Genomic DNA, 12,193 nt, shown 5'->3' with positions numbered 1-12,193 from the left:
ACCCGGACCTTTTTTATTTACTCAACTGTTTCTTGAACAGCATGTGCCGTGCTTTTTACGTCGCGCCCCACACCGCGAACCGTATTGGCACAGGAAGCTAGCGTGAAAGCGCAAAGTACAATAGCAACAGGAACGATACGAGATAGCTTCATAGGGGCTCTCCATTGAGGTCGCAGTGTAACGAGTAAACCTCCTAAAAAACCGGCCCGCCCTGCTCGGAATTCTGGTGGTGAAGCTGTTCTTACAGCTGTCATATTAGACATCTAGCGCAGCATTTTTTCTCGACAAGAGCGCGGCTCAACCACACGCAACTGCGACGCTGCCCCAACCTGAACGCAATGTTTCAAAGCGACCGCTGCGGCGATAAGATTCAAAGACATTGCGAAGATGATCCGCCACAACCTGAATATGCTGCCTTGCATCAGGACGAATGATCATTCCGAGCTGATAGCGTCCCAATTCCGGCAAGCCATGCTCAGGGCCAAGGGCGACAATGCCTTCACCAAGCAGCGTCTTACCAAAAGGCGCAATCGCAAGATCCGCTTGTATTGCCGCACGCTGCCCCGTTGAGTGCGAACTCATGTAGGCGATGCGATACTGCCTGCCCGAACTCTCGAGTGCTTCCAACGCATTGCCGCGCCATGCACAGCCCTCTTCCCATATTGAAAGCGGCAAAGGATCGCGACGATAGGCCGTTCCACATTTCGCACCCGCCCAGACGAGCTCCTCATCAAGCAAAACTTCAATGTCGCCTTTGCTTGGAACAGTATGAGAGAGGTTAACGAGTGTGACGTCCAAACGCCGCTCGTCCAGACGCTTACGCAGATTGGTGCTTTGATCAATCACCACATCAACCGTGACGCCCGGATGTGTCTCGGCAAATCGTTTCAACACCAGCGGCAGAACGCACTCACCAATATCATCAGGCGACCCCAGACGAACAACGCCAGTGATCGTGGGCGCCAGAAACTTCGCAACAGCTTCGCGGTTGAGAGCCAGCAACCGCCGTGCATAGCCGAGAAGCATCTCGCCATCGCTGGTCAATGTCACAGACCGCGCGTCGCGATCAAACACAACAACGCCTATTTGCTCTTCAAGCTTCTTGATTTGCATGGAGACGGCAGAAGGTGTGCGAAACACGACATTCGCGGCGGCAGAAAAACTGCCCGTGTCTGCGATAGCCGCAAATGTACGCAACACATCAATGTCGAGCATGGGCATTGGATGCTGAACCGGCGCTGTCATGTTGAACTCCATAGCTTTTCGCTAGTTCAATTTTTCTGATCTTATGGCTTTGTATATTTCGTTTGATTGAACGTCAAGATGGCCGCAAGCTTTGTGCATAGAGATCAAACACCTCCCAACACGTGATCTCAATTTTGTCTGGAGAACGAAAATGAGCATTCAATGTGAAGCACTACAAAACGAATGTGGGTCACGCTCGTCTTTGATCCCAAGCTGGCTCAAGGCAAGCTTAGCAACATTCAGCGCACTTTACTCCAACTGGAGATACCAGCGACGCGTTAAAAGGAGCCGCAGGGCACTGGAGGCTTTGCCGGAACACATTCTGCACGATATCGGCTGGCCTTGTGTTGATGATCGGCTGCCTGCTCCAACGCTAAAAGCCGAAAGACGTTAGTAATATTGCAAATTGAGGGCAGGATATTCCATGCCTTCAATTTAGCGACATCTAGGCACCAATTTACGGCAGGCATTTAGCCGCACTATTCAATCTGAACGTTCTATGTCTCAATATGTCTGTTCTGTTTGCGCCATAGCCACCCCCTTATAAAACAAGGCTATCGCAACAGGATGACCGGTCAAAAAACGACCGGATGACAAGACCGGTAAAATTCCGGTGTCATGACGGAGGCACAAGGCCTGAATTGCGTCGGGAACCGCAACAAGGCTTTTAAGAATGGGAACGGTCAGGCTATGATTGAAGCTTCATCGGTTAAGAGATCTATTGTTTTTTTTCTGGTGCCGGACTTTTCGATGATCGCATTTGCGACAGCGATTGAACCGCTGCGCATTGCCAATCGCATGCTGGGCTATGAAGCCTATCGCTGGCGGCTCACATCAAGTGATGGCAAGCCGGTCAAAGCATCGAACGGCGTGGAATGTGCGGTCAACGCTTCACTGGAAGACGAACGTCGTTTCCTTCAGCGTGAGCAACGCCCATCCATGGTGTTCGTTTGCTCAGGCGTTTACGTTGAAGAGTTCCGCAACAAGTCTGTCTTTGCCTGGCTGCGTGAGGAATATAACCGCGGCGTCGCGGTTGGCGGCCTTTGTACGGGCGCGCATATTCTAGCGGCCGCAGGTCTCCTCTCTGGTAAACGTTGCGCGATACACTGGGAAAACTTGCCAGGGTTCTCCGAAGCGTTTCCTAAAGCAGAGGTCTATGCCGACCTTTTTGAGGTGGACGGCAATATTTACACATGCGCTGGTGGCACAGCAGCACTCGACATGATGCTGAAACTGATTGGCGATGATTTCGATGACAATCTGGTCAACCGTATCTGCGAACAGGCACTCACCGACCGCGTCCGCAATCCGCATGATCGTCAGCGCTTACCATTGCGCGCACGTCTTGGCATTCAGAACTCAAAAATTCTGACCATCATCGAAATGATGGAAGCCAATCTTTCCGAGCCGGAAACTCTCATTGATGTCGCGCATAGTATTGGCTTGTCGCGCCGTCAGGTTGAGCGGCTGTTCCGGCAGGAAATGGGCCGCTCACCAGCCAGATATTATCTCGAAATCCGCCTTGATCGGGCGCGACATCTTCTGTTGCAATCCTCTATGCCGGTGGTGGAAGTGGCTGTTGCATGTGGCTTTGTTTCCGCGTCGCATTTTTCCAAGTGTTATCGCGAACTTTATGGTCGTTCACCGCAACAGGAACGAGCAGATCGTAAAATGCTTATAGCAGCCTGATCGTTTTAAAAGCCACGCTACAAAGCGTGGCTTTTTATTTTAAATCAGTGTGATAGCCACGCACCATGAATCAAACTTTCAATATCGCACGCCTATGAGAATCAACATAACAGCTCAATCAAATACACATTTAACTTCGGTCGCCGGACGCTCTGATTATGTCGTAGAATGACTATTGTTGGCTCACACCAATCACTATGATTCCATCAAATTATAAATGGGATCGCATAAAATGGCAGAGTTTCCTAAGAAGGCAAAAGTCGTCATTGTTGGACTTGGCGGCATCGTCGGTGCATCGGTCGTCCATCATCTGATTGAGCGCGGATGGGACGACATTGTCGGCATCGATAAATCCGGCATCCCGACCGATATCGGCTCCACAGCCCACGCTTCTGACTTCTGCTATGCCACCAGTCACGACTTCCTATCGTGTTGGACCACGCTTTACTCCATCGATTTCTACGAAAAGATGGGGCATTACGCCCGCGTCGGTGGCATCGAAGTAGCTCGCGTCGGTGACGATTCCCGTATGGAAGAGCTAAAACGCAAGGTCGCATCTGGCAAAGCCTTTGGCACTCGCGCTCGACTGATGGAGCCTTCCGAAGTCAAAGAGAAGTTCCCACTTATTGAAGAAAGCCTTATTCAAGGCGGTCTTTGGGATCCAGATGCAGGCCTTGTTATTCCACGTTCACAAACCGTTGCTGGCAAGTTGATCGATCAGGCGGAAGCTGCTGGCAAGCTGCAAAGCTTCGCCAATACTCCGGCCCAATCGCTTGTCATTGAAAACGGTCGCATTAAGGGCGTTGTCACGCATCGCGGCACAATTGAAGCGGATTATGTCGTTATTTGTGCCGGACTTTGGGGCCGTCTGATTGCAGAAATGGTTGGCGAAGACCTGCCCGTCATGCCGATCGACCATCCGCTGACCTTCTTCGGTCCCTATAATGAGTTTGCAGGCACCGGCAAGGAAATCGGCTGGCCGCTTCTGCGCGATCAGGGCAATTCGGCCTATATGCGTGACACGGGCGACCCAAAGACTGCCGAAGGCGGCCAGATCGAATGGGGCTATTACGAGGAAACCAATCCGCGCCTTTGCCACCCACGCGATTTGCTGGAAAAGCATGAAGCACGTCTATCACCATCGCAGCGCGATCTTGACATGGAACAGGTGCTCGAACCGCTCGAACGCGCCATTGAATTGACCCCTATCCTGGGCGAACTGGGCTACAATGAGAGCCATTCCTTCAACGGCTTCCTGCAGGTAACAACCGATGGCGGCCCATCGATGGGCGAAAGCCAAAAGGTGCGCGGCCTCTGGTACGCAGTTGCGATTTGGGTCAAGGATGGCCCGGGCATGGGCAAGCTTATCGCCGACTGGATGACCGATGGTCGGACATCAATTGATCATCACGCTATCGACTATTCGCGCTTTTATCCGCATCAAATGACGGAGCAGTTCATCTGGGATCGCTGCACCGAAACCGCGATGAAGGTCTATAATCCGGCAGTGCATCCGCGTGAGCCATTCTCCAAACGCCGCAATATTCGACGCTCGCCATTTTATGAGCGAGAGAAAGAACTTGGCGGCTACTTCATGGAGTTGGGCGGCTGGGAGCGTGCGCATGGCTATGCGGCTAATGAGTATCTGCTGGAAAAATATGGTGATCGCATTCCGGTCCGCGAAAACGAATGGGATAATCGCCATTTCTGGCGTGTCTCCAATGCCGAACATCTCGCACTAAGTGAAGATTGCGGCATCATCAATCTCTCGCATTTCGCAATGTATGACATTGAAGGCCCGGACCATGTCGACCTGATGGAATGGCTCTGTGCTGCGAAGATGGGCGGTGACGCCAATATCGGCAAAGGCATTTACACGCACTTTTTGGACAATGAAGGGATGGTGCGCGCCGATTTCACCGCAATCCGCATGGCCGACCGGATTCGTATGATCAACGGTGCAGATGCTGGTCCCCGCGATTTCCATTACATGCGCCGGGTGGCTGAGGATAAAGGCTTTGATGTCACCATCACCGATGTGACGGAAAAATACGTCACCATTGGCATTTGGGGACCGAATGCCCGCGATAGTCTTAAAAAGGTTGTCGAAGACCCGGATGGTCTTGATCTCGAAAACTTCGCCTTTGCCGCCATCAAGCCGATCCGTATTGCAGGTAAAGACGTTACTGCGTTCCGCATTTCCTATGTCGGCGAACAGGGCTGGGAACTGCACATGAAATACGAAGACGGTCTTGCCGTCTGGGATGCGCTGCGTTCGACGGGTGCCATTGCTGTTGGCGTTGAAACCTATGCCAATACACGCCGTATGGAAAAAAGTCTGCGTCTTCAGAATGCAGACCTGCTCACCGAATATAACCTGCTGGAAGCGGATCTCGCCCGCCCGAAGATCAAGGAAGCAGACTTTTGCGGCAAAGCAAAGCACCTCGAATATAAAGCTCGCGAACATCAACCAGCAATGCTTTGCACATTGGTTATGAGCGAGAACGTCGATTCCAAAGGCGTTGCACGTTATCCGGTCGGTATTTTGCCGGTGCTCGATCCTGAAACAGGTGAAACTCTTGTCGATGAACTCGGACGCCGCTCATTCACGTCGTCCATCGCCTATGGCCCAACCATCGGCAAAAATATCGCTCTTGCCTATCTGCCATGGTCCTATTGTCAGGAAGGGCGCAAGCTGAATGTGGAATATTTTGGCGAGACCTATCCGGTCGAAGTCGTATCGATTGGCTATAAACCGCTTTATGACCCGGAAAATCTTAAGCCGCGAAGCTGATGCATGTCGCGAAAAAAGCAAAGCCGGGGCAAAACCCCGGCTCTTCATTCAAAAACTATGCTTACTGAAAAGATGCCTTGCCGCCGGAAATGACAATCTTTTCATCGCCTTTCAGCGCTTCACGATCACCATTTGGAAAAGTCACGAAGCAACCACCATCACAGAATTCGACGGTCTCACCCGCAGCAATCAGCATCTCGCGCTTTGATGCGCCTTCGGTCACAACAATCGTCTGTTCAGCTGCATCGTTATTGGAAACACTCGCAGCATAGAGGCTTGGCACAGAAAAAGAGAGTGCAAGCACTGCGCCGAGTGCGACTTTGCCAGCAAAATGGACCTGAACTTTATTCATATCTTTTCGGCGTTACCGCCGCTCCCGCTACAAGCCGAAAATCGGCCCCACTCGTTTAAGCAGTCCCCTGCTCTCATTCTGTATTACTTATAAGACTTCAAAACTGAACCGCAACTGAACAGGCCGTTCATACCTTGTCATCATGTTCTGGCTTGTCTGCTTCCACAGCCTTTTCCTTTCGCGGCTTTGCAGCGCGGGGTACTTCCCTATTCATCAGGTCCGAAAGCTTTTCAATTTCCGGCATCCCTAGAACCAGATCCGTTGAAGAAGACGCCAGCTGAATGCCTTCCGCATGGAACCGCTCAACAATCTGGAACCGCAGCTCATTCTTGATACCACCGGTCGATGTAATATCTGCGACATGCGCATAGACATCAAATACGAGCAGTGAATCCGTCATGCTCTGCAGCGCAACAAATGGCTCCGGATTTTTCAAAATCGATGGATGACCGCGAATGATTTCCAGCAGCAAGCTGTGAACACGGCGCGGTTCATCGGTATAGGCGGCCTGCACGTTAATATCGATACGCCCCAGCTTATTCCGCAGCGTCCAGTTACCGACATTTCCGTTAATCAGCGTCGAGTTCGGAACGACAATCGATTGTTTCTGGAAGGTTTCAACTTCGGTCGCACGGACGCTGATCTTTTTGACAATACCGCTGACAGTTCCGGCTTCCACCCAATCTCCGACTTTGAACGGGCGCTCTGCCAGCAAAATAAGACCAGAGACAAAATTCTGGACGATATTCTGAAGACCAAAACCAATACCAAGCGAAAGACCACCAGCGATCAGCGCAAGACTGGATAGATTGAAGCCAGCGGCAGATACTGCAACCAATCCGGCGAGCACCAGCCCAACATAACCGATAACAGTGCGGATAGAATTGCGAACGCCTGAATCAACACGACCACGCGCAAGAACCTTGCTATCCAGCCAGTTTTGGAACCAATGCGTCAGCAAATAGACGATGATAAACAGGCCCACGCCAGTCAGAATTCCCATCAGCGATATGGAAATGCTGCCAACCTGGAAGCCTGTCATCAAATGATAGAACGTGTTTTTGAGTTCGACCCATTGGAAGCCGAACTGCATCAACACCAGCGGTATGCCGACTAAGGCAACTGCGAGATTGATAAGAATACCAACAACAAGCCCAAGCTGATCCAGCTTTGCTTCGTCAAAATGGAAGCGATCACGCATCACCCGGCCAATCGGACTGGACGCAAAGGCCTGTTCTTCAGAAATCGCACGTCCCGTCAAAAAGCCGAGATACATCGTCACGAGGAATGCGCCGGTAACAACGATCTGCTGCGCCATAAAGCGCGCAAGACCAATGAAGCCGAAGCAGGCTGCAACAATCGGGATAAGACCAAGCAGAATGAGAAATACACGGAAGGCTTTCGGCCAAGGGCGAACTGCCTCTCCAACATTTCTCTCAATTGGTTTGACAAGCGCTATTATGAGGATGAGAACGCCAATCACAACAGTCGACAACAGGCTTTTGGCCATTGTCAAAGACAGTGGTGAGGACAAAACCTGATTGACCTTACTGAAGAACGAATCCAACCCGTTAATCAGCGCCATACCTGTAATCAGCCAAACCAGCGCCCTGCCCGGACGCGGTGCAATAGGCACTAATCGCCAAGCGGGCGTGTAAGGACTGATACAGGCAAAGGCCAACCGGCTGATAAAGAAGACAATGCCGAGGACAATAAAGAGCGATTGCAGCAGCGTCCCAATGTCCGGCCTAAGCACATTAAAGTAATCAAGGCAGAAATAGGTCGTGGCGAGAAAAACAGCGACTGCGCCCGAAGGGATCGCGGTAGACCAGAAGGCAACCGACAAACGGCTGAGATAGGAAGGCGCGTCGTTGGTGACATCACGCTCGTAAAGCGATCCCAGAACCCGCCGCGCGCCGAGCTGAATAACCAACGCGGCAATAACGGCAAAGAAAGCTGCAGCCAGAAATGAGTTCAGCTTGAAGGTGAAAACGAAACGCCACCATGATTTCACGATGCTCCACAGTGAAACCATCTGATTGCCAGCGGCGGCAGTCACCTCTGAACCAAGCGTCAGATCAAGGTTCACACGCTGAGACAATGTCTGCGCGAAGAGGTCACGGCGCATATTGCCAATTTTTGCCGACATCTGATTGACGGCAAGTGATGCATCTTCTGTTTCGCCAATAACCGCATTGATTTCGGCTTTTTCAGCGATTAACCGCGCGCGCTCTTCAGCAACAATTGCTGGCTCCGCTGCCTGATCACCAGAAGGCGCCGCGCCCAACTGTTCAAGTCGGGTATTGATTTCCGTCAGTCGCGGACGAAACGCAACGCCAGCATCGAGCAGCTTCTTGGAAAGACCATCGAGCTGCAACTTGAAATTCGCTAGGGATTCATCGTTCGTTACAGATTTCTGCAACTGATCACTGATCGTTTTCGTCTGCTGCTTAAGATCGTTGATAACTGGCTTCTGCTGTTGCACGACGCCTGAGACAGGTGCGCTATTTTCAACAACAGCTTTTTCTTCTGGAACAGACTGCTCAGCGGCCACTGGAGCCTGCGGCTTCGACACTTTCGGATCTTGCGCATTCGAGTGACCAATCGCGCCAAGCGAAAAAGCCAAAGTTGTCATTGCAAATGCAACTGCGCGGAACGTCGATAAATATGTCAATTTCAACTCTGCCGGTTTCTCGATCTGCTTTTGAACATAAAGCGCATGATAACAGAAGCAATACTATGGCGAACTCGATACCAAAATGGGCTTTTGATTTTATTCAGTGATTTCAATGCATGACCAGCTCCATACAGAAAACGATTCCCTTTTTTGAATCGATGCTGTAGGTGTCATCGCTAAGCCCCGGTAAAAATACGATGTTTTTGAATCGGGCATTGCATAAAATCGAATAAACAGAACGGTTTAGCTATAGGCAAAATCATTCTGAAACTGGCTTATTTCTACGGAAAGACTGTCGAAGAAAGTTCGGGCGTTTTGATTAAAGGCATGAACAACGCAGATCAGCGCACTGATCGTTATCATCAGCATGGTTTCATGCTGGTTGTGACGTGCGTTCTGTCGTTCGCCGCCTTTCTGTTCGCGATTGACCTTTCTGCACTTGGCGGCGAAGTGAACCGTTCGCTCCCCGGAAAAATGGCTGCGCAGCAGGTCGATAACGCACCTGCACTTCCCCCCCGTCAGCAATCCACACCGGCAACCCAGCCGATGCGTGCTGTCCTGACAGATGCGATTGCAGCTAAAATCAAGGCAGCTTATCCTCACGGGAATGGCGATGGGATCGCAACTCTCGCCAGCGAGATTGTCGTTTACGATGGGCAACCTGTCGAAACCGCCACAAGCCCACATTTTTTGCGGCTTTCGCAAAGCAGTTTTGTTTCTGCACGCGCACCGCCAGCGATGGCGTGAAACCTTCTTTTAAAGGCGGCTTCGGCCAACCCTGAATCAATTACGAAAAAATGTGCGATAAGCGTTTGTTTTTATTGCAAACTTATAAGCACTCAATAGCCGGAATTTCAACTCATGCGTACTTCTAAATGGGTCGCTGTGCTTTATGGACTGATCGTTCTGATCGGTATCATCATTGCCTTGCCCAATTTCTTTACAAAAACGCAACTCGAAGCAATGCCTTCGTGGTTCCCAAAACGACAGGTTACACTAGGTCTTGATCTGAGTGGCGGCTCCTACCTCGTTCTCGAAGTGGATGCAACGAGCCTCAAGAGTGACCGTATGCGCGCGCTGCTTGATGATGCGCGTGGAAAACTGCGTGCTGAACGCATTCAGCCTCAGTCTATCCGAGCAGTTGGCGACTCCGTTATTGTAACGATCCCGGATGCCGATCAGCGCGCGAAAGCCGATACAGCGCTTAAAACCCTGATCTCTCAGGTTAACACGACTGGCTTCGGCACGGCGATCAACGACATTGATGTAACCAGCAGTGACAATCAGATTCGTCTGACGCTGACACAAGCTGGCTTTACATACCGCCTTGATGCAGCCCTTCAACAGAGCCTTGAAATCATTCGTCAGCGCGTTGATCAGGTCGGTGTTGCCGAACCATCAATCCAGCGTGTTGGCTCTGACCGCATCGTTGTTCAGCTTCCAGGTCTTCAAGACCCAGCACATCTTCGCCAGCTTCTGGGCAGCACCGCGAAGATGAGCTTCCACATGGTAGCTGATGCCAATCCAAATGACGCACCGCCTCCGGGTGTCAGCATCCTGCCGGATTCTAAAGATCCAAACATCAAATATCCGGTTGAAGATCAGATTGCTCTTTCGGGTGAACGCCTGACCGATGCGCGTGCAGGATTTGATCAGCGCACCAATGAGCCAATCGTTTCGTTCCGTTTCGATAGCCTTGGTGCACGTCAGTTTGCAGATATTACGACCAAAAATACAGGCCGTCCCTTCGCTATCGTCCTCGACGGCAAAGTGCTGACCGCGCCACGTATCAATGAACCGATTACAGGCGGTTCTGGCCAGATCACCGGCAGCTTTACAGTTCAGGACAGTGTTGTACTTTCTGCACTGCTCCGCGCTGGTGCCTTGCCTGCTCCGCTGACCGTGATTGAAGAACGTACTGTTGGACCTGACCTTGGCGGCGACGCTATTAAGATGGGTCTGGTCACCGGTATTGCAGGGTTTATCCTCGTCGCGGTCTTTATCCAGCTACTTTATGGCGTTTGGGGTCTTATTGCCAACGTAGCGCTTCTGCTACATACCGTCCTCACCTTCTCAGCCCTCAGTCTTATCGGAGCAACACTGACATTGCCCGGTATTGCAGGTATTATTCTGGGTATTGGTATCGCGGTTGACGCGAATATTCTGATCAACGAACGTATTCGAGAAGAAACCCGCAAAGGCCTTGGCGCTATGGCAGCGCTCGATAAAGGCTTCCATGCAGCCTTTGCAACCATTGTTGACTCGAACGTCACCTCGCTGATTTCGACTCTTCTTCTCTTCATGTTCGGCACTGGCCCTGTACGCGGCTTTGCTGTCGCCATGATGCTCGGTATCGTCATTTCGATGTTTACTGACGTAACACTCGTTCGCATGGCGATGGCTTGGTATGTCCGCACGCGTAAGCTCAAGGTGCTTATCATCAAGCCTTTCATGAAGATCGCACCGGAAAATCCAAACTTCCGCTTCATGAATGCACGCTTCCTTGGTATTGCCGTGTCCATCGTGCTGTCGCTTGCTTCGATTGGCCTGTTCTTCAAGCCGGGCCTGAATTACGGCATCGACTTCAAGGGCGGTATTCAGGCAGAAGTCACCACGTCACAGCCAGCCGATCTCGCGCAATTGCGTGAAAAGCTTGGCGCTCTTGGACTTGGTGAAGTCGCTCTTCAGTCCGCTGGCGGTCCAAATGATGTTCTGATCCGCATTCAGCGTCAGGATGGTGGCGAAGAAGCGCAAACCGTTGCCGTTAACAAGATGCGTGAATCGATTGCCGCAATCGACGCTGGCGCAAAGATCGAACGTGTTGAAGTCGTTGGACCAAAAGTCTCGGGCGAACTCGCGCGCTCTGGCTTCATCGCCGTCGTACTTTCAGCACTTGGTATGCTCATCTATCTTTGGTGGCGATTTGAGTGGTTCTTCGCGGTTGGCGCGATCATCACACTCATTCTCGATACCACCAAGATGGTTGGTTTCTTCGCGCTGCTACAGCTCGACTTCAACCTGACGGCCATTGCAGCACTTCTGACCGCTATCGGTTACTCGGTAAACGATAAGGTCGTGGTTTATGACCGCATGCGCGAAAACATGCGTCTTTATAAATCAAAGCCGCTGCGTGAGATCGTGGATATGAGTATCAATCAGGTTCTTATCCGCTGTATCTACACCTCTGTGACGACGTTCCTCTGCTTGCTGCCAATGGCAATCTGGGGCGGAAGTGCTGTGCATAATTTTGCCGTGCCAATGCTGTTCGGTATCTTTATCGCAACAACCTCGTCGATCTTCATTGCAGCACCGATCCTGCTTCTGCTTGGCAACTGGTGGCAGCACCGTCAGGAAGCACATCAGGCTGTTCTTGAAAACGGCACTTCAACACAGAAGTAAACTCATTGCCGGGCATGGTTTTCGCCATGCCCGGCTT

The 12,193-nt window shown here is 51.4% G+C and carries 8 protein-coding genes; 4 read left to right on the top strand and 4 right to left on the bottom strand.

Annotation, left to right across the window (positions count from 1 at the left end):
• Positions 1-17: 17 nt before the first annotated feature.
• Entirely contained in the window at positions 18-152 is a 135-nt protein-coding gene (locus J2782_RS01890; RefSeq protein ID WP_094539832.1) for an entericidin A/B family lipoprotein, read from the bottom strand.
• 145 nt (positions 153-297) lie between these two features.
• Complete coding sequence (locus J2782_RS01885) at positions 298-1,245, bottom strand: LysR substrate-binding domain-containing protein (RefSeq protein WP_250038927.1); 948 nt, start codon at positions 1,243-1,245, stop codon at positions 298-300.
• A 690-nt stretch (positions 1,246-1,935) separates the two neighbouring features.
• On the opposite strand from J2782_RS01885, the gene J2782_RS01875 reads away from it, so the two are divergent.
• Positions 1,936-2,934, top strand: coding sequence for a GlxA family transcriptional regulator (locus J2782_RS01875; protein ID WP_310009900.1), 999 nt, complete (start codon positions 1,936-1,938; stop codon positions 2,932-2,934).
• Between the two features lie 232 nt (positions 2,935-3,166).
• Positions 3,167-5,728, top strand: a complete 2,562-nt coding sequence (locus J2782_RS01870) for a GcvT family protein (protein WP_310009899.1) — start codon at positions 3,167-3,169, stop codon at positions 5,726-5,728.
• 61 nt (positions 5,729-5,789) lie between these two features.
• Here J2782_RS01870 and J2782_RS01865 read toward each other — a convergent pair whose 3' ends face one another.
• Positions 5,790-6,080, bottom strand: coding sequence for a hypothetical protein (locus J2782_RS01865; protein WP_310009898.1), 291 nt, complete (start codon positions 6,078-6,080; stop codon positions 5,790-5,792).
• A 127-nt stretch (positions 6,081-6,207) separates the two neighbouring features.
• Positions 6,208-8,754 carry a mechanosensitive ion channel family protein gene (locus tag J2782_RS01860; RefSeq protein ID WP_310009896.1) on the bottom strand — a complete coding sequence of 849 codons (2,547 nt, stop codon included), beginning with the start codon at positions 8,752-8,754 and terminating at the stop codon, positions 6,208-6,210.
• Positions 8,755-9,084: 330 nt separating this feature from the next.
• On the opposite strand from J2782_RS01860, the gene J2782_RS01855 reads away from it, so the two are divergent.
• Both J2782_RS01855 and secD read left to right on the top strand, forming a co-directional pair.
• Positions 9,085-9,504: a hypothetical protein gene (locus tag J2782_RS01855; protein ID WP_310009895.1), complete on the top strand. Its 420-nt coding sequence runs from the start codon at positions 9,085-9,087 to the stop codon at positions 9,502-9,504.
• Between the two features lie 114 nt (positions 9,505-9,618).
• On the top strand, positions 9,619-12,156 hold the full coding sequence (gene secD / locus J2782_RS01850; protein ID WP_310009894.1) for a protein translocase subunit SecD: 2,538 nt from the start codon (positions 9,619-9,621) through the stop codon (positions 12,154-12,156).
• The last annotated feature ends 37 nt before the right edge of the window (positions 12,157-12,193 follow it).

The organism is Brucella pseudogrignonensis (assembly GCF_031454375.1).
Classification (GTDB): domain Bacteria; phylum Pseudomonadota; class Alphaproteobacteria; order Rhizobiales; family Rhizobiaceae; genus Brucella; species Brucella pseudogrignonensis_A.
Note: the sequence above shows the minus strand (reverse complement) of the source record. Positions and strands in the feature narration are given on the sequence as shown.

Coding starts and splice junctions, on each gene's coding strand:
- J2782_RS01870 (WP_310009899.1), top strand. CDS start 3,167: ATGGCAGAGTTTCCTAAGAAGGCAAAAGTCGTCATTGTTGGACTTGGC.
- J2782_RS01865 (WP_310009898.1), bottom strand. CDS start 6,080: ATGAATAAAGTTCAGGTCCATTTTGCTGGCAAAGTCGCACTCGGCGCA.
- J2782_RS01885 (WP_250038927.1), bottom strand. CDS start 1,245: ATGACAGCGCCGGTTCAGCATCCAATGCCCATGCTCGACATTGATGTG.
- J2782_RS01855 (WP_310009895.1), top strand. CDS start 9,085: ATGAACAACGCAGATCAGCGCACTGATCGTTATCATCAGCATGGTTTC.
- J2782_RS01875 (WP_310009900.1), top strand. CDS start 1,936: ATGATTGAAGCTTCATCGGTTAAGAGATCTATTGTTTTTTTTCTGGTG.
- J2782_RS01890 (WP_094539832.1), bottom strand. CDS start 152: ATGAAGCTATCTCGTATCGTTCCTGTTGCTATTGTACTTTGCGCTTTC.
- secD (WP_310009894.1), top strand. CDS start 9,619: ATGCGTACTTCTAAATGGGTCGCTGTGCTTTATGGACTGATCGTTCTG.